This is a genomic window from Taibaiella soli (assembly GCF_003236175.1).
GTDB lineage: Bacteria > Bacteroidota > Bacteroidia > Chitinophagales > Chitinophagaceae > QKTW01.
The window spans coordinates 13582-37825 of the sequence record NZ_QKTW01000023.1; the positions used below are offsets into that span (position 1 = coordinate 13582).

Sequence of the window (24244 nt, forward strand, 5' to 3'; positions counted from 1 at the left end):
AAATCAAAATAGATGAGACGAATTTTACTTTTTATTTTAATGCTTGTATCATTTCAGGCATTACACGCTCAGGTGATCAGACCTTTTCAGCACATTGAGGCCGTAACACAGGCCAGACCGGCAGATGACCACATCAAACGATATGAAACATACCTGTTGGATGCTGCAGTATTCGAATCAGCAAAACGTATTATTCCCCAGGCGAGTGATTTAGCTGCACTGAGTGCCAGTAACGCCATCATAGCGTTGCCAATCGCGAACGGCCAAATTGTTCCCTTTTACATCGCGGAGGTACATATACTTTCACCGGAGTCGGCACAGGAGCATCCGGAAATAAAGAACTACGATATCCGTTCGGTAGAAGGAAATATCAAAGGGCGTATTACCTACAGTCCGATGGGTATGAGCGCAGTTTTGCTGCTGCCCGGAGAACGACAGTATATCACGCCTTTTTCTAAAACAGATGCTTTAGATCATGCGGTATATGCACTCAAAGACTATGAGGTACCAGAAAGCCTGAAAGTGCTTTGCGGGGTAGAAGGAGATACGGTAATACATGCAGCACAACGAACCACAAATGTAACATTGGGTGATTGTAAACTTCGTACCTACCGGCTTGCTGTCGCGGCAACCGGAGAGTATACAAACTGGGCAGGGAGCCAGGCAAATGCGATTGCGGATATCACTACTACCGTTGCAAATGCGAGCCTGATTTATGAACTACAGCTGGCAATTAAGTTTACGCTTACAACCAACAGCTCCATCGTATTTACGGATTCGCTTACCGATCCTTATCCAACAGCAAGTTTCCCGAACACGACCATATTGAATGCAAACACCACTACCCTGAATAGCGTTATCGGTACGGCAAACTATGATATCGGTTTTGTGCTGAACTATGGTTGGAATGGCGGTCTGGCCTATACACCTGCAATTTGCGGCAGTAATAAAGGTGGTGGCGCGGCAGGCCTGAATTTTAATACGCTGAGCTCTATTATGGATAACATGATGGCGCATGAAATAGGGCATATGTTCAGCGCGCAACACACGATGAGCACAGGTACTAATGCTGGCGTCTGCTCTGCCAATGTAAACTTGCCTACTGCCTATGAACCGGGCGGAGGTTCTTCCATCATGGCCTATTCCGGTTCAGTATGTGCCGGATTATATTATCAGAATTATCCTGACGGATACTTTCATTTTAACAGCGAGCAACTGATACTCACTTATGCGATCAGTCAAAACACTTGTGGTACGCAGACGACTATCAGTAATAGTTCGCCAGTTATATCCGTGCCTGCTGGGGCTTATACCATTCCTGTATCCACACCTTTTACATTAAAAGCTTCAGGCACTGATGTAAATGGAGATCAGCTCACCTATACTTTTGATCAGTATGATGTAGCTGCTACATATATGACTGCACCGCCGTCATCAACTGCGACGTCAGGGCCTATATTCAGGTCTTATCCGCCATCCGCCACGCCGAGTCGTACATTACCCCCATTGTCAAATATTCTGTCTGGCGTTGCAAACACATGGGAAGTATTACCGTCAGTATCACGCACGGTAAATTTTAAAGTAATGACCCGCGATAATGCCAGCGGCGGTGGCTGTGTGGCCTACGAAAATATTGTAGTGACTACTAACAGCAGCGCTGGTCCTTTCGCTGTTACTTCGCAAAACAGCGCTACAAGCTATACGGCGAACGGCAGCAATACCATGACTGTTACCTGGAATGTGGCCAACACTACAGCATCGCCTGTAAGCTCACCAAATGTAGACATCCTTTTCTCTGCAGATAATGGTCAGACGTTTCCATATACGCTGGCATCGGCTACAGCAAACAATGGCACGAAAACGGTACTTGTGCCGAATGTGAGTACCACTATTGGTCGAATCAAAGTACAAAGCAGCAACAACATCTTTTTCGATATCAATAAGGCGTTTATTACAATTAATTCGCCTTGTGCTGCCAATGGCGCCATATTCAGTCCTACTTCAACTTTAATAGCGCCGGCGGGAAGTCTTTCGCTAAATCAGGGCCTGACGGCTTCATACGGTTCACCGGTAAATATTTCAGGTACAATAACCTCTTCCGATCCTATAGCAAACCTTGCTGTAGGAAATGGCACTGCAACAACATGCGCTTCTTATTCCAACGTTTTTCAGTACAAAACATTCAGTTTTCAGCCGACAGCAAGCGGCAGTTATACATTTACGCGTACTACAGGGTCCGCAGCGTTAGTTTTTGATTTGTATCAGGGAAGTTATACACCGTCTACTCCGTGCAATAATTATCTCGTTTCAAATTATATAGGTGGCAGCAGCAGTGCGTCATTCACTGTTAGTCTTACTGCTGGCATTACTTATGTAATGACGGTTGGAACATTTACCAGCGGATCACCGGCGCTTCCTGCATCGTTTGCTATTGGCGTAACACCACCTGCAGGTGGCAATATATACAGCAGTACACCGGACCCGGGAGCGGGATACAATTATACGTTCGTCATAGTAAACAGTCTGGGCAATATACAAGGTTACAGCGCTACCGGCGATATGAGCAATGCGTCGTTATATCCCGCAGATAATTACACCGTATACGGACTTTCCGTAGACAATACGGTTTCACAGACTACGTTGGATAATTATACCGGCGGTCCGTTTTCAAGCCTGCAGGCGGCATTGCTTAACGGCACCATCTGCGGAAATCTGAGCGCCAACAGTCGTACGGTGCAGGTTATGGCACCTTTGGGCGTTACAGGCATATCGCTTTCGGCAACCCGTGCCAATGACCATACAAATCTGCTTTGGCAATCTTACAATGAACATGATATGAGTAATTATCTCATAGAGCGCAGCGCAGATGGCCGTAATTTTTCACCGGTAGGAAACACTGGAGCAAAAAACAGCAGCACTGCAGCAAACTATTCGTTCACTGATAATGCACCTGAATCCGGCGCCAATTTCTATCGTATCAGAGGTATTGATTACGCCGGTGCCAATATCTGGAGTAACGTAAGAGAAGTTCTTTTTAATCAACAGGGAATTACAGACGCAATCGTATTTCCTAACCCGCTGAATGCCGGCGTTGCTACGGTGAAGCTTACCCGCGATATGGGTGTTTTGGTCTGCAGCGTCACCAATATAAATGGCCAGCTGCTACAACAATTCACTACTTCGGGAACAGAATTTAATATCAATCTGCAATCACTCGCTAAAGGCATTTATTTCTTCAGAATTTCCGGTGAGTCCGGCGAACGTATTAATCTGCGTCTTGTTCGGTAGTTTTAGGCTGAAAGCTTAATGCCTAAAGCTTAAAACTGCGTGATCTAGCAAGCTTTGGTTTTCGTCTTTCAGCGTTTAAGTTCTGAACATAAGATCAAATACAAAAAATAAGAGCGATGGAAAAGTCCATCGCTCTTGTTTTTTATTACTGGCATAAAGCTTAATGCTATTGCAATGTAATCCGGTGGGAAGCGTTAAGCTTTAGGCCTTAAGCTTTCAGCACTAAGCCAATTCGCTCAGTTCCAGCCAGCGCATTTCTTTTTCTTCCAGTGCATTTGTAACCTCTGTAATCCGCGCGCTGAGCTTTTGCAGCTCTTCATAAGCCAATGACGGGTTGCTCATTTTTTCGGAAATCTCTGTTTTCTCTTGTTCCAGCGCCGGAATGTCTTTTTCCAGTTGTTCAAACTCACGCTGCTCTTTATAGGAAAGTTTCTTTTTATCCTTTTTTACTTCCGTTTTCTCTTCCGTCAGTTTTTTTGTTTCTGCCGCCTGTACTTTGGCTTCTGCCTCTTTCTTTTCGTTATCCTTTTGCCAGATACGATACTGCGAATAGTTGCCCGGGAAATCGCGGATGACGCCGTCGCCTTCAAAAACAAACAGGTGATCAACGAGACGATCCATAAAATAACGGTCGTGCGAAACCACAATCAGACAACCCTGATACTCACTCAGGAAATTTTCCAACACAGACAGCGTTGGCAAATCCAGATCATTGGTTGGTTCATCGAGTACCAGAAAGTTGGGATTGCGGAAAAGCACCGTCAGGATTTGCAGCCGTTTCTTTTCACCACCACTTAATTTAGAAAGGTAAGTGTATTGCTGATCTGGCGGGAACAAGAACAATTGCAGGAACTGCGCCGCGCTCAGCGTGCTGCCATCGGCCAAAGGAAAATTCTCTGCAATGTTTTTCACATATTCAATCACACGCATGTCTTCCTTAATTTCCAGACCTTGCTGCGAAAAATTGCCGAAAATAACCGTGTCCCCAATATTGATTTTACCGCTGTCGGCCTGCTCGTGACCTTGCAGCATTTGCAGGAACGTAGATTTACCCGCACCGTTTACGCCCACAATACCGATCCGTTCTCCTCTTTTAAAAGTATAGTCAAACCCTTTCAGGATCACTTTATCTCCAAAACTCTTGTACACTTTTTTCAATTCTGCGATCTTGCCACCCAGGCGGTTCATCTTCATCTGAAGCTGCACCTGATTGTCTTCGATCTTTTGCTTGGCGCGCGCTTCTACATCGTAGAAATTATCGATGCGGCTCTGCGCTTTGGTGCTACGCGCTTTTGGCTGCTTGCGCATCCATTCCAGCTCCTTGCGGTATTCATTTTTCGCCTTGTCAATACTTGCCTGCTGGCTTTCAATGCGGGCTGCTTTCTTCTCAAGGAAATTTTCATAATTGCCCCGATGCTCGTATAACGTACTGCCTTCCAGTTCCCAAACTTCATTACACACATCATCGAGGAAGTAACGGTCGTGGGTTACCATTAGCAGGGTTACTTTTTCCTGATTCAGATAATGTTCCAGCCATTCCACCATGCCTACATCCAGATGGTTGGTAGGTTCATCCATGATAAGGAGTACGTGCTTATGCTCAAAACCGATATCGATGAGCGTTTGAGCGAGGGCTACACGTTTGCGTTGTCCGCCGGAAAGCTGTCCGACCGCCTGCTGCAGATGATGAATGTTCAGCTTACCAAGGATCTGTTTCACTTTTGTGTCGAAATCCCAGGCGCCGAGTTCGTCCATTTTAATGATGGCTTCACCAAGCTTTTCCGCGTCATCGGTTTCGCTCACTGCCTCATAATTTTTGATGGCATTGATTACCGGATGGTTGTGGTGGAAGATATTATCCAGCACAGAAAGGTTTTCCTTAAACTTCGGTTCCTGTTCAAAAAGCGCTACCGTTACATCTTTATGGATCCATACGGTGCCACTATCGGTGGTCTCCTGACCAGAAAGGATTTTGAGCAGGGTAGATTTTCCGCTGCCGTTTTTGGCGACAAGCGCAATTTTATCTCCCTCACTGATATGAAAGGATATATTATGAAAAAGCGGTTTTATCCCGTACGATTTACTGATTCCTTCGGCCGATACGTAATGCATTCTGTATGGTACTAGTGTCTTAATTGATAGAAAGTGCAAATGTACGGTCGCTAATTGACAATTGACAGTGGACAATGGTGAATGGACAATGGTGAATCTTGTGTGACGCCAAATTCGTAGAGACGTTGCACGCAACGTCTTCATATAATGATAGTACTAAACACAATACGGTCGTGCCGGTTTTAATGTGTTGTTGCGAGGACGAGGTACGAGGACGTCGCAATCCGGTTTCGCGTTTGTGGAATGACAGGAGCCTACTAAATCAGTAGGCTCACCTATTAATGGGAATAGGCGAACCTAGTGAATCGATAGGTGGACCTAATGAAGGGAATAGGTGAGCCTAATGGTTGGAATAGGCGGAGCTGTTAAGTTGACAGGTGGACCTAATGGGAGGAATAGGTGGAGCTGTTAAGTTGACAGGCCGAGCTAATGAAGGGAATAGGTGGACCTATTAAATCGATAGGTGGACCTAATGAAGGGAATAGGTGAGCCTAATGGTTGGAATAGGCGGAGCTGTTAAATCGACAGGTGGACCTAATGGGAGGAATAGGTGGAGCTGTTAAGTTGACAGGCCGACCTAATGAAGGCAATAGGTGGACCTATTAAATCGATAGGTGGACCTATTGAAACGATAGGTGCTGCCTATTGGGTAAACACCCTCGATCAAAAAAGCCAGGCGTTCATCTATCTCATACCTAAACGACTATATTTGTAGATATAGCTAATACACTATGGCAGCACATAAAGTACATCATGGTAAGAATCTGCGCAGATTCAGAGAATGGAAAGGACTGAAACAGGAAGCGCTTGCATTTGAAATGGGTGACGATTGGAGCCAGAAAAAAATTTCGCTGCTGGAACAGAAGGAAATAATTGATGATGCAATTCTCAAACAGCTTTCTGATGTATTGAAAATACCGGTGGAAGCTTTTGATGCGCTGAACGAAGATCCGGCGATCAATATTATTGGAAGTACGTTTACTGAATCATCTGTTAATGCTGGGAATTCAGGAGGCGAAAATAACTCGATTGTAAACCCCGTTGATAAGTGGTTGGAAGCTTTGAAGAAGAATGAAGAACTCTACGAACGTTTACTTCAAGCTGAAAAGGAAAAAGTAGCGCTGCTTGAAAAATTGCTGAAGGGGCAATAGTTGTTTGGTAAATGCCCGGCGCGAAATCAGGTTGCGACGTCCTCGTACCTCGTCCTCGCAATGACCGTGTTTTTGCACAACCTGTAATGTGCGTAATCAAAACCCAGTTGAGCGAAGTCGCCGGTTGAGCGAAGTCTCTGACTTCGTTCGAGCGGATCGCGGTCTCTGACCGCAGCGTATCTTGCTCCGGTCAGGAGACCGGTTTCCACCGCGACAAAGTCAGAGATTTTGCCGAACGGTAGTATTTTACCATTCACCACTGACCATTCACCATTCACACTGACCATTCACCATTGACCACCCACTCGTTGAGCGAAGTCTCTGACTTCGTTCGAGCGGATCGCGGTCTCTGACCGCAGTGTATCTTGCTCCGGTCGGGAGACCGGTTTCCACCACGACAAAGTCAGAGACTTTGCCGAACGGTTGTATTTCACCATTCACCACTGACCATTCACCATTCACCACCCACCATTGCCCAAGAATTCTTAATTTCAATTACTATGCTGCAAATAAACTTCACTCCATTCCCGACACTAGAAACTGAACGACTTATTCTCAGACGCATTACAAACGACGATGTACCGGATATTTTTGCATTCCGTTCCGATCCTGAAGTCATGAAATACATACCACGTCCCGTTGCAAAAACGCATGAAGATGTACTGCCCGTGCTGGAAATGATCAACAACGGTATTGAGAAAAACGAATCGATCAACTGGGCAATGGCTGATAAAGAGAGTAATCGCCTGATTGGTATGATTGGTTATCCACGTATGGATCTGGCGCATCATCGTGCTGAAGTCGGTTATGTGCTACATCCTGCCTATCATGGAAAAGGACTCATGCAGGAAGCTTTGAAAAGCGTGATCGGTTATGCTTTTCAGGGAATGAAACTGCATTCTGTTTCGGCGATCATTGACGCAGATAATACTGCTTCCGCTAAAGTACTGGAACGTTTTGGTTTCCGGAAAGAAGCGCATTTCAAAGAAGATTTTTTGATCAATGGTAAATTCAGAGATTCGGTCTACTACGGTTTGCTGTCTTCGGAGTTTAAAGGTTAGGAGTTTTTAAGTTCTAAGTAATAAGTAATAAGGTCTGAGATACTAATCGCAACCTAAAACCTAGAACTTAAAACCTACGACTAAGAAGGGAAAAAACATTGCTTTCCATTCACGGTAATAATCACATCGGCAGCGCTTGGCCAAAGCGGACTGATGGTTTGTGTTTTCTCCCAGGTTTGCAAATCCTTCTTCAATTCTTCCACTTTTTCTTTTTGCTGGCGCGAAAGATCTTTCAGTTCTGAAGGATCATTGTTCAGATCAAACAGAAATGTTTCTTTGTCGTGCTCATTGATGTACAGTTTCCAATTGTCCTTGCGGACGGCTTTTGCATAACCGTTGCGAAAATAAAGTACAGGATGCGCAACCGAATCGGGATGCTTTACCAGTCCCATCAGGTCTACGCCGTCATAGGTGCGGTTTTCCGGCATCGAAACATCTGCTGCTGCAACAATGGTAGTAAAAATATCAAGTGCTGAAACCGGATGTTTGTAAACCTGTCCGCCGCGAATTTCTTTCGGATACTGCATGAACATAGGCACACGTAAGCCACCATCAAACTGCGTGCATTTACCGCCGCGCAAAGGCGCATTATCGGTAGCGCGTGTATATGTTGCCCCACCGTTGTCGCTGATAAAAATGATCAGCGTATTTTCCATGTTGCCCGTTTCTTTCAGTTTTTGTAACACATCACCAACTGCATCGTCCAGCGCTTCAATCATTGCGTAATACACTCTTTTTACCCGGTCATCTACATTTTTGATTCTGTCGTAATTTGCTCTGGGTGCCTGGAACGGATCATGTGGTGCATTAAAGGTAAGCGTCAGGAAAAATTGTTTCTTTTTATTTGCTTCAATAAAATCGATAGCTTTTTGTGCAAAAGAAAACGTCAGGTAACCGGTATCGCGCACTTGTTTTCTGCCTTCGTAAATAGCCGTAGCACCAAATCTTGGCGCCCAGGCAGGCAATTCGGAAAATGACCAGGGCAGATGCTGATTCACGTAGCGACTGGTATCCATACCTTCATCCACATACCGGGTCAGTGCGCCGGGGAAATAATAGCTGTAATCATAACCACAGCGGTCGGGGTAATATCCGCCACCATTGCCGAGATTCCATTTCCCTACCAGCCCTGTGACATAGCCGTTATCATGCAGCAATTCAGCAATAGTTATTTCTGTGGCAGGCAAGCCCGTTTTATACTTACTCCGGTCAATAAATACATGCGGATGCAACATTTTTACCCCTTCGGTTTTATTCCACGGTTCCAGATAATGTCGCTTGATTTCCTGAGCCACATCCGGCGCTACGATATCAAAAGGCATAAACTCGTTGCCAAATCGTTGCTGATAACGCCCGGTCATGATTGCTGCGCGTGATGGTCCGCAGATCGGTGCGGTTGCATAGGCTTGCTCAAAACGGATACCGTCTTTCCCAAGCCCATCGATAAAAGGCGTGTGCAAATGGGTATTTCCATAAGAGGAAAGATCAGAATAGCCCAGATCATCCGCTACAATAAGAATAATGTTGGGTTGAGGGGGCTTTGCCCATGTTATAGAGGGCAGTATCGTAGCCATAAACACCGGCAGAAGGATGCGAAAAAGACGTGCGGGCATGGCTGTAAAATTTAAATGGGAAGCGTTACTACAAATCTAAATTTTATATACGTGTGTTTTTGATAATTGACTAAAAAATAGTTATTTTTCTTATCTAATTGATTTACTCTTTGTTTTATGACTATAGGCGTACTGAAAGAACAGCATCCTGAAACGCGCGTATCGCTGGTGCCGGAAGTAGTGCAGGCTCTGGTGAAGATGAATGTACAGGTGCAGGTAGAGCAGGGGGTGGGACTCACTTCTTTTTACAGCGATAAGATGTATGCAGATGCAGGGGCAACGCTGCAGGATCGGGAAGCCGTCATAAAGAATTCAGATTTGCTGCTCAGCATTCAACCTGAAAATATTTCAAGCGGAATGAAAGCCAATGCCGTTTTGCTGGGCGTGTTTCAGCCGTTGTATAATGTTCCGCAAATGCAATCCTGGGCTGAGAAAGGTTTTACTGTTTTTAGTATGGATAATATTCCGCGTACCACCAGGGCGCAATCAATGGATGTGCTGAGTTCGCAGGCGAATATTGCGGGTTATAAAGCTGTGCTGCTGGCTGCGTTTCAATACAGCCGTTATTTTCCCATGTTTATGACTGCCGCAGGAAGTATTCCACCTGCCAAAGTAATGATACTAGGCGCGGGTGTGGCGGGATTACAGGCCATTGCAACATCGCGAAGATTGGGTGCTGTGGTGGAAGTATTTGATACACGTCCGGCAGTGAAGGAAGAAGTGATGAGCCTCGGTGCAAAATTCATAGAAGTAGAAGGTGCAGCCGATGCATCAAAAGCGGGTGGCTATGCTGTAGAACAATCGGCCGATTTTCAGCAGCGACAAAAAGATAAAATTCAGGAGCATATCCGCAAGTCCGATATCGTTATCACAACGGCTCAAATCCCGGGCAAAAAAGCGCCGATACTGATCACCAAACCGATGATTGAGGAAATGCGCGCAGGAAGTGTGATCGTCGATCTGGCTGCTGCAACGGGTGGTAATACTGAGCTCACACAAAATGATACGACAGTGATGTATCATGACGTGGCCATTGTGGGGAATTCCGCGCTGGCGGCTACAGCTCCTGCTGATGCCAGTAAATTATACAGCAAAAACGTACTTAATTTTCTGAAGCTGATCACCGATAAAGAAGGAAATCTTCAGCTCAATTTTGAAGACGATATCGTAAAAGGAACTTGTATCGCACACGGCGGTAAAATCACTAACGACCGCGTGCAATCATTCATATCTCAACCTACAACAGCATAAACTATGGATAGTTTAACCGCATTGTTTACCGATCCCGCCTCTTACAGGTTGCTCACGATCGTAATTCTTTCCATTTTTCTGGGGATAGAAGTTATATCACGGGTGCCATCTGTTTTGCATACGCCTTTGATGAGCGGTGCCAATGCCATTCACGGTGTCGTGATCATTGGTGCCATTATTGTAATGGGACAAGCATCTACTGACGATTACCTTGCACTCGCACTAGGTTTTCTGGCAGTGGTATTAGGTACACTCAATGTGGTAGGCGGTTTTGTGGTGACGGACAGGATGCTGGAGATGTTTGCCAAGAAAAGTCAAAAGTCAAAAGTCAAAAAATAAAAGGCCTCCTCTAGCTCCTCCAAAGGAGGAGAACTTCAAACGCGAGTATCCGGTATTGACGTTTGACCTTTCACGTTTGACTACTCACAACTCACAATCACAAATCTCAAATAGCCATGTTGCTACCGCTTTGTTACCTTATTGGTTCCATCACATTTATCATAGGGCTAAAGATGCTGTCGCATCCTGATTCTGCACGCAAGGGTAATCTTGTGGCGGCTTTCGGTATGACGATTGCGATTTTGGCCACGATATTTTTATACCACAATCCGGATACAGGCGAACATTTGCATAACTACGGATGGATATTCGGAGGACTGCTTATCGGCGGGGTAGTAGGAACAATGGCGGCGAAGAAAGTACAGATGACCGCAATGCCGGAGATGGTGAGTTTATTTAACGGTATGGGCGGTGCTTGTGCGATGCTGATTTCCATAGTAGAGTTTCAGGGGCATGTGGTCAAAACCTCTGCCAGTCTGACTCCGATGAATGTGCCTGACGAGCAAAGCGTCATTCAGGTACAACGTATTTTTGGAGAGTCGACAGGTATCCTTATTGTCATTGTTTTAGGAATGATTATCGGTTCCGTTTCTTTTGCAGGAAGTATTATCGCCTGGGGAAAGCTCAACGGAAAAATCAAAGACCGTTCGTTCAGTGCACAGCAGGTGATCAATATAGGCCTTTTATCAATCATCGCTGTTCTCACGATTTACTTACTGGCTGCGCAACCTGCAAATACAATTGTTGTCTTATTCTATCTGATTCTGACGTTGTCTTTACTCTACGGCATTCTTTTCGTAATGCCGATTGGCGGCGCCGATATGCCGGTAGTTATTTCTTTACTTAATTCATTTACCGGCGTAGCAGCAGCTTTTGGTGGTTTCCTGTACAATAATCCGGTGATGCTTACTGGCGGTATTCTCGTTGGTTCTGCAGGTACCATTCTTACCATTCTCATGTGTAAAGCGATGAACCGGTCATTGAAGAATGTATTGATCGGTTCGTTTGGCGGCAATAAAAATGCTGGCAGTAGTGGTGGCAATAAAGAACAAGGTAATTACAAGGAAATCTCCATCAATGATACAGCGGTGCTGATGGCTTACGCACAAAAAGTAATGATCATTCCGGGTTATGGATTAGCGGTAGCACAGGCACAGCACGTTTGCCACGAACTGGAAAAATTACTGGAAGAGAAAGGCGTAGAAGTGATGTATGGCATTCATCCTGTTGCGGGCCGTATGCCTGGACATATGAACGTACTGCTCGCGGAAGCAGATGTTTCTTACGACAAATTGCTGGAGATGGAAGATGCAAACGATCAGCTTGGATCAACAAATGTAGTGCTCATCCTTGGTGCGAATGACGTGGTAAATCCTGCTGCCAAAGAAGATCCTTCCAGCCCTATTTACGGCATGCCCATTCTTGAAGTAGAAAAAGCGGAACACGTGATCGTCAACAAGCGTAGCATGAAACCTGGCTATGCCGGTATCGAAAATGAATTATTCTTCCGTCCTAAAACTTCGATGCTTTTTGGTGATGCGAAAAAAGTGCTGCAAGAGTTAGTAGCGGAACTCAAAAATGTGTGAGTCGTGAGCTGTCAGTTGTGAGTGCGTGAAACGTGAAAGGTCAAACGTCAATGGTGAATGGTCAATACGCGTGTTTTGTTTCCTTGTTCGCATTTGTCACCCTGACGGAGGAAGGGTCCCACGAAATGTGGAACCTGCGAAACACAGGTGATTGCCGAATCGTCAAATTGTCGACTTATGTAGTTTCCAGCTTTAGGCCTTAACCTTTCAGCCTTATCTCGCATTACCTCTTCGTCCGTTCCTCCATCTTCAGATCACCATCAAAAGGACTTTTGGTAAACGGATAAGCCGTTTGCTTCAGATAACCTTTTGGATAATTGGCTTCGTGTAATCCCGTGCCTTCCGGCCATACTTTTCCCGGCAAATAATAAGTGCCAAAAATCATATCGATAAATGGAAAAATGCTCGCGAAGTTTTTGCCGTAATATCGTGGGTCTTCGCAGTGATGCCAATGGTGATACTGAGGTGTTGTAATGATGTATTTCAGTACACCGAAATTGATGCGTGTGTTCGCATGAATCAACACCGCGTGAATTGCCATGAATACGATATAGGTATTAAACGTGATCGTTGAAAATCCAAAAACATAAAGCGGAATAAACGTCATCGCCCGTGTTACAAATATGTCGACAAAGTGTGTACGCGAACCGGCCAGCCAATCCATATTTTGTGTAGAGTGGTGTATCGAGTGAAAGCGCCAGAGGTAATGGTGGCTGTGAAAAAAGCGGTGTGCCCAATACTGGAATAAATCAGTTACAACGAAAGCCATCAATAATTCTACGAGAAACGGCAATTGTTGTACCCATGCATGCAACCCGGAAAGACCCATCCAGCCGAAAAGCAATTTTGCAGGTTCCTGTGTGATGACGCCAAAGAATTGAATGAACAGATGGCTCACAACAAAGTAAACCAGGTCCGTCCGCCATTCGTCGTGAAACTTGGTTTGTTTTTCATTTTTCGGAAACACTAGTTCTATCGGAACAAAAATCACCGCCATCAGTAATAAATCTAAAAGCAGCCAATCGAGTCCAAGATGGTATTGGGTTTTGTTTACTGCTCTTCCTTCTACGCTGAAACCACCAATGAATATTGCTATTGTAGAAATGATCAATCCTGCCAAGGCCCATTTTTTCTGTTTACTCAGCAATAAGCTCAATAATGCAAAGAAGAACGATGCTATAATGGTGGCTGTTAATAAAACCGCCATCGATTCGCCGGTATAAACTTCACGAAACTCTGGGGATGTAAGCCATTCAGGAAACTTAAAACAGAATACTGCGATGAATGAAAGGAGTGCCAGAAATATGGAGACATAGCCACTGATTTTACCTTCTCCTATTTTTAAACGTTGTTGGGGCATAGAATAATTTAAAATAAAGGCGTCAAATATAATGGGATTTTCCGATGGCTGATCGCTGATGTCTGATTTGTATGCCCTTCAACCTTGCTCCGTGCGACAAATGAGACGTCGGAGCAGAACGGTAAATCACACGATCAGGAAATCAGACATTTTCCAAATACATTTGTGGAATGAAGGGAAAGATCATTATTCCTGCAATTGTTACAATATTTTCTTTTTTAGGAATCACATATACGGCTTGCATTAAGGACAACTGTTCCAGCTCACTTTGTGCCAATGGCGGGATTTGCGTCAATGGCGCCTGTGCCTGTGTTACAGGGTATGAAGGCGTACATTGTGATACGTTGTGGAGCCAGAAGTTTTCCGGCACCTGGAAAGTTTCGGAAGCTACCCAGGACGCAAATGGCGTAACAGAATATGGCTATACAATAACTGCGCGGCCAAGTACCACTGGTAATACCTTCCTTATTGACGGATTAGAGAATTCAGTCGACAGCGTTTACTGCGTGATTAATGATAACCGTAGTTTCCTGATGCCAGCACAATTAAATGCTGACAGCACCTTCTCTGTTCAAAGCGGAGAAGGCACACTAGATACACTTACAGGAAATGTGACGGTCAATTATACGTTTACGCAAAATGGTATATCCCGTACCAGTAATATGACGTGGAGCAAATAGGTTAATACGTTGATAAGTGAGTGGCCAATCTTCGGTGTTTCGATTCTTTTTTATGTTTCAGATAAACATAAACACATTTGGACTCCGTTTTAGACGCAATCAATTTTTAGTTTCTGACTTTTAGCAATTGCTTTTTGATTAGTGATCAGCGATGTGTGACACATTTCTTATAAAATATATTTTCGCATAAAGTTCTGAAATCCTTGCTGGTAGAGTGTTTTATGAAACCGGATTTATGATAAAAAAATATTTGTAAAAAAAAGAGCGAAGGAAATTTGCAGATTTAAATTCCTTGTCTACCTTTGCAATCCCAATCAACAACAAGCTCTTTAAAAACAACGAAAATAAAAAGCCACTTTAGCTCAGCTGGTAGAGCAACTGATTTGTAATCAGTAGGTCGCTGGTTCGATTCCGGCAAGTGGCTCTCTTTTTTCAAAGCTCAAATTTTGAGTTTTTGAAATGGAATAAATGGGTAGATGGCCGAGTGGTTAAAGGCGACAGACTGTAAATCTGTTCTCTCACGAGTACGGAGGTTCGAATCCTTCTCTGCCCACTTTATGTTTCTTGAGTTTAAGGGGCATAATGCAGGTTTAAAGCTGCTTTGTTTTTATAGCATGCTGCCTGCTTTTAAATAAGCGGGAGTAGCTCAGTTGGTAGAGCGACAGCCTTCCAAGCTGTAGGTCGCGGGTTCGAGCCTCGTCTCCCGCTCTTTAATTTGGGCAGTTTTCGCCAGGCAGTTAAAACGCCAGGACGAAAACTTTAAGTGTTATAGGGTAGTTTTTAGGAATTGCGAAGAAATTCTTAAGCTGTTGTAGCTCAGCGGTAGAGCACTTCCTTGGTAAGGAAGAGGTCGGCAGTTCAATCCTGCTCAACAGCTCAGCTAAGTGACAAAGCTGATCGAGTAATAAGAAAAGTGCTGAAAGGCTTTTGAAACTTTGAATCTTAAATTGACGCGAGTCATTTAGAATTATAAAAAATAAAAATAAACATCTCTTAAAAAGGAATAATAATGGCAAAAGAGACCTTTAAGCGGGAAAAACCCCACGTAAACATTGGTACCATCGGCCACGTTGACCATGGTAAAACTACTTTGACTGCAGCAATCACCAACATCCTGGCGAGCAAAGGCTTGGCAGAGAAGAAGGGCTACGATGAAATCGATGCTGCACCAGAAGAAAAAGAACGTGGTATCACGATCAACACGGCTCACGTTGAATACCAAACAGCGAACCGCCACTACGCACACGTTGACTGTCCAGGTCACGCTGACTATGTGAAAAACATGATCACTGGTGCTGCGCAGATGGATGGTGCGATCCTCGTGGTTGCTGCTACAGATGGTCCGATGCCGCAAACTAAAGAACACATCCTCCTGGCTCGTCAGGTAGGCGTTCCACGTATCGTTGTGTTCATGAACAAAGTAGACCTGGTTGATGATCCAGAAATTCTGGAACTGGTTGAAATGGAAATCCGTGAACTGTTGAGCAAGTATGAATACGATGGTGATAACACTCCAATCATCAAAGGTTCTGCAACTGGCGCTCTGGCTGGTGAAGCTGAATGGGTTGAGAAAATTGATGAACTGATGGCTGCAGTAGATGAATACATTCCACTGCCTCCACGTGCGGTTGACATGCCGTTCCTGATGTCTGTAGAAGACGTATTCACTATCACTGGTCGTGGTACAGTTGCTACAGGTCGTATCGAACGCGGTATCATTAAAGTTGGTGAAAACGTTGAAATCGTAGGTTTCAATGAAGATCCACTGACTTCTACTGTAACTGGTGTTGAAATGTTCAAAAAACTGTTGGATCAAGGTCAAGCTGGTGATAACGCTGGTCTCCTCCTCCGCGGTATTGAGAAAAAAGACATCCGTCGTGGTATGGTAATCGTTGCTCCTAAAACTATCACTCCACACACTGAATTCCGTGGTGAAGTATATGTACTGAGCAAAGAAGAAGGCGGTCGTCACACTCCATTCTTCAACAAATACCGTCCTCAGTTCTACTTCCGCACTACGGACGTAACTGGTGAATGTATGCTGCCAGAAGGCGTTGAAATGGTTATGCCTGGTGATAACGTAAACTTGCTGGTTAAATTGATCGCTCCAATCGCGATGGAAAAAGGTCTGAAATTCGCGATCCGCGAAGGTGGCCGTACAGTAGGTGCAGGTCAGGTAACTGAAATCATCAAATAATCCTTCGCAGAAGTTATTCTGCAAGAAAAATACAAGTAGCCATCGGTTCTCCGGTGGCTATTTTTTTTTACCTCAAACCCCATATCTAAAGGGAGTCTCGGCAAGAATGGCTTTTCCTGCAACGGCGCGAAGACGCAAGGGGCGGAAGTATGATGTTTTGCGAGCATTGATATTTCACCTTGATAAGAACTCATCCCTTATAAATCATAGCTCGGCTACGTATCTTTGGTATTCCCAAACCAAACAACGTGTCAACCAAAACATATCTCAATACAGCAGCTTGCGGATTATTAGATGAGGGTGCTTTACAGCAGACCAATGCATTTTATCAGGCAATGCTGACCGAGAGTAGTACTGCTTCTGAAATCGTTCGCGATAAGCGCATTCCGGAAATAAGAGAAAACCTTGCTTCATTTCTGGGGGCATCTGCTTCAGAGATAGCATTCGTGCCTAACTTTTCCTACGCACTCAATTGCATTGTACAAGCGCTGAAGGGCACAGAAAAAGTCCTCTTGTTTAAAACCGATTATCCTTCAGTATACGAGCCTTTTCGCATCAACAATTTCGATATTACATGGATCGAAGTGGAAGCTGATGGTTTTACGATCAATACTGATGTGTTAAAAGAAAAATTGCTTCAGGAGAAGATAGATCTTTTGGTAATTAGTCATGTACAATGGTTATCTGGCTTTAAATTGAATCTTGTTGATATCGGCACTTTTTGCAAAAAACATAAAATCATTTTTATCGTAGATGCTACGCAGAGTCTGGGTGCCATAGAGATAAATATGGGTGACATACATGCGGATGTACTGATTGCCAGTAATTATAAATGGATGAATGCCGGCTTTGGAACCGGTGTGATGTATATGTCTGAGTCCTTTATGCAAGGATATCCACCGGTTATTGGCGGTAATAACAGCTATACTATAAAAGATGGAATACGGCAGTATGTACCTTCTGTTCGAAGTTTTGAGCCAGGACATACTAATCTGCATGCGTTATTGATTCTGGATGCGACAGTGCAATTCAAACGGGCGAAAGGTGTCGCCGCAATAGAAGCGCACAACCGGCAATTGACCCAACAATTATTGGACAACGTTCCAGATGACTTGCTGGTTGGTCCGAAGACTTTAGAAAACAGAAGTTCAATTGTTTACCTGAAAGCTGATAAGCAGCTGCAGGACTATCTAACGGAAAATAATATTGTAGTGACACGCCTTGATAGCATGGTACGCGTAAGCATGCATTTTTATAATACACCGGCCGATGTGGCGGTACTCACGGATTGTTTAAAAGCGTATCGAATTCATTGAAAAGGCAGATAGTATAGGAAAAATAAAAATTTCATACTGAATGGGATAAGTGCTTTGGATATTCGATTTTATATGTTTACATTTGCACTCCCTCCAAAGGGAATTTTTATCTACGGGAATAGTTCAACGGTAGAATAGAGGTCTCCAAAACCTTTGATCGTGGTTCGAATCCGCGTTCCCGTGCTAAGTTTCTTTACGGAAACAGACATTTTTGAAAATTTTGGAAACAGAGCGAAAATTATATAGTTTTATCGCTCTATTTTTTTATTAACAAAATATTGCGCCTGGCGCCACTATTATGAGCAAATTTGGAAGCTATATACAAGAAGCCTATGACGAGCTGGTACATAAAGTAAGTTGGCCATCATGGGAAGAACTGCAGCAAACTACTATCATCGTTCTCGTATCTCTGATTATCGTTACAGCGGTAATTTTTGGTATGGATGTTGTATCTGAGCGCGTGCTGACGCTGCTTTATAATTTATTGGGCAAGTAATTAAAGTTTATTAGAAGATGAGTGAAGCGGTAACAAATCAGGATACTAAGTGGTACGTATTACGTGTAGTTAGTGGTAAGGAAAAGAAAGTAAAAGAATATCTTGATAAGGAAGTAAAGATCAATAACTGGACGCACGCGATCCTTCAAGTACTTTGCCCGGTTGAAAAGGTGTTTAAAGTACAGGCTGGTAAAAAAGTGTTGCGTGAAAAGATCTTGTTTCCGGGTTACCTGATGCTGGAAGCTACAGACGGCAAACTGAACGACGATATGATCCAGGGTATTAAAGGCATCAACGGCGTTATTCACTTCCTCGGTAAAGATAATCCTACTTCCCTGCGTAAATCTGAAGTGAACAAAATGTTCGGTAAGATGGACGAAGTTAGTGAACAAGGTGTTGGTATCGCAGAACCGTATATTGTTGGTGAAACTGTTAAGATCATCGATGGTCCGTTCAACGATTTCAATGGTACGGTAGAAGAAGTAAACGAAGAGAAGAAAAAACTGAAAGTAGTTGTAAAGATCTTTGGACGTGCTACGCCAGTAGAACTGAACTACATGCAGGTCGAAAAAATCGCTTAAAATTTAAGAATTTCAATAATAAAACGGTCTCCACAACACTGTGGAGACCGTTTTTGCTTTTGATACCTATAGATAGATTTGGTGTTAAGGTAACGTTAACAAGCGATTAACATAAAAAAATATATATTCTAATTTGTTTTTTGTATTTCTTTTTGTCCTTTCTTTGATACCGTAAACCTTTGCAAAGTAATTTACCAAGTAATCCTAATCGAAAACAATTAAAACCTTACAATGAAAAACCTATCCAATCGGGTGCTCACTATCGCATCCCTTTGTGTCTTCTTGTCGCAAACTACACAAGCACAAGACACATATTGGTCCATGGCCAACCAACAGGTCTATAACACAAAGACCGGTACACTTACCACACTTCCAGCTTGGCCAGCGTCTCCTCGACTTGATTATTATTATCCAACAGCTAGTAACCCACTTTGGGATCCCAAAGGTGTATTTAGTTCGGCGGGGAATCTTCTGTTTACTGGTAGCCAAAATTACCTGATGTTCGACGGCGGTCCGATTAGCACTCTGGCTTCCAGAGGGGTAGCGCCGCTAGGTGGCTCATGTACTTCGAAGTATGCGGTAATCAATGCTTACCAAACTTCAGGCTCACATACGTCTACGTGTGATGTTTCTATCCTGGATGTAAGCAGTGGTGTTCCAACTCCGGTATCAGGTTCAACGCTCAATGCCTATGGTGACTTTAATCACTTTGATGCAGTTGTTGCACCAAAACAGACTAACGGAGATCGTTACGTTTATTTTATCAGTGCGCTCAATCCACTTTCAAACAGTAATCCATTCGTTGAGCAATATACACTGCATGCTGACGGGACTACCAGCTCGGCGAATTACAGCGCGCAGGATAATGATCCGACGCACGTTATTAATAGCAGAGCTAAAGTTTCCAATGACGGTGCGTATGTGGCCTACCAGATTGCAGACGGGACGATTATGACCTTTAATACGGCAACCCAGCAGTTTGTACCAGGTCCGAAACTTACTACTTTTTATGGATTGGAAGGTGTAAACCTTAATGGTACCGTGCGTTGGTTTGTTAGTTTGAATAGCCGGATGGTTTATTTTGATCAAGGCAGTACATCAACAATAACGGCTGCCAACGCCGGCGGCATCATATCTGATATCGCGCTGGGGCCTGATGGTCTGTTGTACGCTGCCCGCGGTTGGCAGGTTACAGGTGGCCCTGCCGCCGATCTGATGACGTTGGATCCGACTATAACCGGCTTACAAACGCCAAAGTTGAAAGCTAGTAATTGCGTCTATTTTAATGGTGTTTCTTACCATTTCGGCAACCAGATTACTGGTGAAAATACGAATGAGGTTTCTTCTATTTATACCGATTTTACCGTAAATGGTGGTCGGGGCACACTCTTGCATCCGAAAAACCTGTACACGTGTACTGGTTTTGACCTTTTTGATTTGACCAGACCGGTGCAAAGTTCAATTAATATAAGCATTGTGCAGGTAGATGCCACTGACAACCCGGTTGCAGGTGGGTTTAATTTTGGTGGTTATTCGATACCCAACAGCGGTTTGGGTGTTTATAATCTGAAAAACCTGCCAGGCACAAATGGCACCTGGTTAGCAACTCACCCTGGTATTTACCGCATTACGATGTACACAACCGATGGCTGTGGTCGTTTGGCAAGTCATGTAGAATATGTGCAGGTAATAGTAGCAAATGCAACTGTAGATTTTAAAATGATTGGCCCATCTGATAATAATGGTACGCAAGTATGTCCTGGTGGGGTTCAGGATCGATATATATACAGCTATTATTTTACTCCGTTTGCTCAGCCTGTAACTACACCTCCTTGCGTGCAAGGCTGGCTTGGCGTAAGTACCTTAGGTATTACACAAGGTACTATTACAGGAACGACGCTTACACCGGCCAACTATCCTGGCGCTACGACCCCTTATGAGGTCAGAGTAGAAGAACTTAAGTCAGACGGTTCGACACCTAATAAAACAACGCCAATATTAAAGAAGAACCCAGGCTCGATCGGATTAGCTTTTACATTTAATCCAAAAACATCGCCTTCGTATTATTTCACTACGAACTACGAAACGATTAAGAATAATTATGTTTACAAAACCGTCGTTTCTATGAACAGCGTGGAATGTGGTATCATAAAAGATTCTTCTTATTTCAAAATTATCGACGGTGGCCTTTCCAGCGACGATGGTGGCAGTGGTTTTCCGGAACAATGGAGAATGGTTGAAGTACCAGCTTCTGAATTTGTAAATGTGTATCCTAACCCAACTACGAACAGTGTACATTTTGCATGGAATAGCAATGCAGAAGGTAAAGATGCAACCATCTCTATCGTAGACGTATTGGGTCGTATGATTTACAATCAGACATTAGCGGAAACTAAAGGAAGCAACGACAGACTGGTAGATCTTTCTACTGTTGCATCCGGCACTTACCACTACACACTGAAAACATCTAACGGTGAAAAAACAGGTACGGTAGTAAAACAATAATCGATCGTTCTATCAATGTTAAAAACAAAGAGGTTGTCTCCAATATTTCGAGGCAACCTCTTTTTGTGGTAAATCTTTGCAAAGGTATTTACCAGGTACTCCTAATCGAAAACTTTTAAAACCTTCAAATGAAAAACCTATCCATAAGGGTGCTCACCGTGGCGTCCCTTTGCAGCTTCCTGTCGTCAACTATACAGGCACAGGACACGTATTGGAATATGAACTCTGCCAACGCCGCCGGTACCAACCAGGTGTACAATACCAAAACTCATGAGCTCCTAACAATTCCTGCCGGGGCCGTTCAGATTGATAATGCAGGTACTACTCCCAGAACTGTATTCAGTTATGACGGAGATGTTTTATTTTGTACAGGCCCAAACAGTATCTATTATAACGGTAGCGTTATTCCAGGTAGCGCTGGCAACGGCCAAGAAGCTGGTTGCCGGGCTCTCATTCCACTGACTGGAGTCAGCGGATGTGCCAAACGGTATGCTGTTCTTAATGTCTGGTATTCAGCAACAGGCACTACGTTGGGTATCAAAGTGCTGGATGTCAGTGCTGGCGGTACTCCGGTGACCGTGTCGAGTACGGCCGTCACTGCGATCTCAGGCGGTGACATTGTTGCTGCTCCTATGCAATCTAACGGAGATCATTACTATTATTATTTAGGTGCTGGTGCGATGCCTGGTCAGACTACCTCCTACCCATACATCGAGCAATACACCCTTCACGCTGATGGCAGCATACCTACTGCGCTTAATAGCTTCGGTACTACCGCTAATTATCGTAAGTATTTTGACAATGGAACCCACTTTGTTAATGGTCTCGCGAAAATCTCTAACGATGGCACCTATATCGCCTATCAGGATGGAAATGGCGACATGGTTACCTTCAATACAGCTACTCAAGACTTTGCGGTAGGTCCGCATATCGGTCCAGTTTATGGATTGGCAGGGGTTAATATTAATGGCACGGTAAAATGGTATGTAAGTACGACGACCGAATTGGGTGTTTTTGTTCAAGGTAGCACTAGCTATACAGCTGCAGTTCCTGGTACTGGGATTGCCTCTGATATAGCGTTAGGTGCGGACGGACAGGTATATGTTGGGAGAGATGGCATCAACATCTACAACCTCGACTGTGCAGATCTGTTGTCATTTGATCCGTATGCAGCCGGCATTACGCTGGTACGAAGAGCAGCCAATTGTGTGCTTTATAATGGTTACAAATTAACTTTTGGTAACTTGATCCCGGGCGAGAATACAAGTGAGGTGTCCAGCATTCGCACCGATTTTTTGGTAAACGGTGGCAGAGGCACAATCATCTCCCCAAAAATGTTGTACACCTGTTCGGATTTTATTTTATCTGATTTGACGACTCCGGTTCAAAGTGAAATTCATCTGAACATTATGCAGGTAGATGCAAACGACGCACCCGTTACTGGCGGTTTCCAATATTCTAACGCTATTTCGAATACAGGTCTTAATACATACAATCTGAAAAATCTGCCCGGTACAAATGGTACATGGCTGGGGAATCCTGGTCATGACGGTATCTATCGCATTAATCTGGTCACTCTTGATGGATGTAGTCGTATCTCCTCGCACACAGAATATGTAAAAGTAGTAACGGCAACTGCAAGCATGGATTTCAAGATGATTGGCCCATCTGATAATAATGGTACGCCAGTATGTCCTGGTGGGATTCAGAATCGATATATATACAGCTATTATTTTACTCCGTTTACTCAGCCCGTAACGACACCTCCTTGCACTCAAGGTTGGCTTGGCGCAAGTACCTTGGGTATTACACAAGGTGCTGCTACAGGAACTGCCCCTACTCTCACACCAGCCAACTTTCCTGGCGCAACGACCCCTTATGAGGTCAGAGTAGAAGAATTTAAGTCAGACGGTGCGACGCCTAATAGAACAACGCCAATCTTAAAGAAGAATCCAGCGTCTATCGGATTAGCATTTACATTTAATCCGAAAACATCACCATCGTATTATTTCACCAATAACTACGAAACGATTAAGAATAATTATGTTTACAAAACGGTGGTTTCTATGAATAGCGTAGAGTGTGGTATTGTAAGAGACTCTTCTTATTTCAAAATTATTGACGGCGGCCTTTCTAGTGACGATGGTGGCAGTGGCTATCCGGAACAATGGAGAATGGTTGAAGTGCCAGCTTCAGAAGTTGTAAATGTGTATCCTAACCCAACTGTCAACAATGTACACTTTGCATGGAACAGCAATGCCGAAGGTAAGGATGCAACCATCTCTATCGTAGACGTATTGGGTCGTGTGATTTACAATCAAACATTAGCGGAAACTAAAGGAAGCAATGACAGACTGGTAGATCTTTCTACTGTTGCATCCGGTACTTACCATTATACGCTGAAAACATCTAACGGTGAAAAAACAGGTACTGTAGTAAAACAATAAAATCGTTCAATCGATTTTTAACCCACGCCGCTCCGAAATTCGGAGCGGCGTTTTTATTTCCCAAAGATGAACTTGTTCAATTTGTTTCAGTTTTTTGTATGTATTCTTCATTGTTTACAATAAAAAAATATCATGCAATTATTTTGTATACTTGTTTTTTAAAATAGTTTATTCTTTCTTTGGCTCCGTAAATATTTGCGCAATTAGAATTACGCCCACCTTGGGTCCTATCGAAAACTAAAACTTAAAAAAACCAACATC

Annotated in this window: 16 protein-coding genes and 5 tRNA genes; 18 read left to right on the forward strand and 3 right to left on the reverse strand. The window is 43.8% G+C overall.

What is annotated here, in order from left to right:
- Positions 1–12 precede the first annotated feature (12 nt).
- Positions 13–3288, forward strand: coding sequence for a zinc-dependent metalloprotease (locus DN068_RS17880; RefSeq protein ID WP_111000316.1), 3276 nt, complete (start codon positions 13–15; stop codon positions 3286–3288).
- A 222-nt stretch (positions 3289–3510) separates the two neighbouring features.
- On the opposite strand, the gene DN068_RS17885 is transcribed toward DN068_RS17880, so the two are convergent.
- Positions 3511–5400 carry an ABC-F family ATP-binding cassette domain-containing protein gene (locus DN068_RS17885; protein ID WP_111000317.1) on the reverse strand — a complete coding sequence of 630 codons (1890 nt, stop codon included), beginning with the start codon at positions 5398–5400 and terminating at the stop codon, positions 3511–3513.
- Between the two features lie 731 nt (positions 5401–6131).
- On the opposite strand from DN068_RS17885, the gene DN068_RS17890 reads away from it, so the two are divergent.
- Together DN068_RS17890 and DN068_RS17900 are read left to right on the forward strand one after the other, a co-directional pair.
- Positions 6132–6551, forward strand: a complete 420-nt coding sequence (locus tag DN068_RS17890) for a helix-turn-helix domain-containing protein (protein WP_111000318.1) — start codon at positions 6132–6134, stop codon at positions 6549–6551.
- A gap of 500 nt (positions 6552–7051) precedes the next feature.
- The gene (locus tag DN068_RS17900) at positions 7052–7612 is read left to right on the forward strand and encodes a GNAT family N-acetyltransferase (RefSeq protein WP_111000320.1); all 561 of its coding nucleotides are present in this window, start codon (positions 7052–7054) and stop codon (positions 7610–7612) included.
- An 80-nt stretch (positions 7613–7692) separates the two neighbouring features.
- On the opposite strand, the gene DN068_RS17905 is transcribed toward DN068_RS17900, so the two are convergent.
- The gene (locus DN068_RS17905) at positions 7693–9225 is read right to left on the reverse strand and encodes a sulfatase-like hydrolase/transferase (RefSeq protein ID WP_111000321.1); all 1533 of its coding nucleotides are present in this window, start codon (positions 9223–9225) and stop codon (positions 7693–7695) included.
- Between the two features lie 117 nt (positions 9226–9342).
- On the opposite strand from DN068_RS17905, the gene DN068_RS17910 reads away from it, so the two are divergent.
- The 3 genes from DN068_RS17910 to DN068_RS17920 all read left to right on the forward strand — a co-directional run bounded on the left by DN068_RS17910 (position 9343) and on the right by DN068_RS17920 (position 12401).
- On the forward strand, positions 9343–10476 hold the full coding sequence (locus tag DN068_RS17910) for a Re/Si-specific NAD(P)(+) transhydrogenase subunit alpha (protein WP_111000322.1): 1134 nt from the start codon (positions 9343–9345) through the stop codon (positions 10474–10476).
- Positions 10477–10479: 3 nt separating this feature from the next.
- Positions 10480–10815, forward strand: coding sequence for an NAD(P) transhydrogenase subunit alpha (locus DN068_RS17915; RefSeq protein ID WP_111000323.1), 336 nt, complete (start codon positions 10480–10482; stop codon positions 10813–10815).
- A 116-nt stretch (positions 10816–10931) separates the two neighbouring features.
- Positions 10932–12401 (forward strand): NAD(P)(+) transhydrogenase (Re/Si-specific) subunit beta, encoded by a 1470-nt coding sequence (locus tag DN068_RS17920; protein ID WP_111000324.1) that lies wholly within the window; start codon positions 10932–10934, stop codon positions 12399–12401.
- 223 nt (positions 12402–12624) lie between these two features.
- Here DN068_RS17920 and DN068_RS17925 read toward each other — a convergent pair whose 3' ends face one another.
- Positions 12625–13761, reverse strand: coding sequence for a sterol desaturase family protein (locus DN068_RS17925; RefSeq protein ID WP_111000325.1), 1137 nt, complete (start codon positions 13759–13761; stop codon positions 12625–12627).
- A 170-nt stretch (positions 13762–13931) separates the two neighbouring features.
- Here DN068_RS17925 and DN068_RS17930 point away from each other — a divergent pair, with 170 nt between their 5' ends.
- The 12 genes from DN068_RS17930 to DN068_RS17985 all read left to right on the forward strand — a co-directional run bounded on the left by DN068_RS17930 (position 13932) and on the right by DN068_RS17985 (position 23983).
- Complete coding sequence (locus tag DN068_RS17930) at positions 13932–14441, forward strand: cupin domain-containing protein (RefSeq protein ID WP_111000326.1); 510 nt, start codon at positions 13932–13934, stop codon at positions 14439–14441.
- 351 nt (positions 14442–14792) lie between these two features.
- Positions 14793–14865: transfer RNA gene (locus tag DN068_RS17935), tRNA-Thr, on the forward strand.
- A 46-nt stretch (positions 14866–14911) separates the two neighbouring features.
- Positions 14912–14994 (forward strand) — tRNA-Tyr (locus tag DN068_RS17940).
- 82 nt (positions 14995–15076) lie between these two features.
- Positions 15077–15149: transfer RNA gene (locus DN068_RS17945), tRNA-Gly, on the forward strand.
- A 97-nt stretch (positions 15150–15246) separates the two neighbouring features.
- Positions 15247–15318: transfer RNA gene (locus DN068_RS17950), tRNA-Thr, on the forward strand.
- Between the two features lie 132 nt (positions 15319–15450).
- A complete protein-coding gene (tuf, locus tag DN068_RS17955) occupies positions 15451–16638 on the forward strand; it encodes an elongation factor Tu (protein ID WP_111000327.1) in 1188 nt (395 codons plus the stop codon).
- A 248-nt stretch (positions 16639–16886) separates the two neighbouring features.
- On the forward strand, positions 16887–17954 hold the full coding sequence (locus DN068_RS17960) for an aminotransferase class V-fold PLP-dependent enzyme (protein ID WP_165836442.1): 1068 nt from the start codon (positions 16887–16889) through the stop codon (positions 17952–17954).
- A gap of 112 nt (positions 17955–18066) precedes the next feature.
- Positions 18067–18137, forward strand: a tRNA-Trp gene (locus DN068_RS17965).
- Positions 18138–18252: 115 nt separating this feature from the next.
- Complete coding sequence (secE, locus tag DN068_RS17970; RefSeq protein ID WP_111000329.1) at positions 18253–18450, forward strand: preprotein translocase subunit SecE; 198 nt, start codon at positions 18253–18255, stop codon at positions 18448–18450.
- Between the two features lie 17 nt (positions 18451–18467).
- On the forward strand, positions 18468–19031 hold the full coding sequence (nusG, locus tag DN068_RS17975; RefSeq protein WP_111000330.1) for a transcription termination/antitermination protein NusG: 564 nt from the start codon (positions 18468–18470) through the stop codon (positions 19029–19031).
- 231 nt (positions 19032–19262) lie between these two features.
- Positions 19263–21536: a T9SS type A sorting domain-containing protein gene (locus tag DN068_RS17980; protein WP_111000331.1), complete on the forward strand. Its 2274-nt coding sequence runs from the start codon at positions 19263–19265 to the stop codon at positions 21534–21536.
- 128 nt (positions 21537–21664) lie between these two features.
- Entirely contained in the window at positions 21665–23983 is a 2319-nt protein-coding gene (locus DN068_RS17985) for a T9SS type A sorting domain-containing protein (protein ID WP_111000332.1), read from the forward strand.
- Positions 23984–24244: the final 261 nt, after the last annotated feature.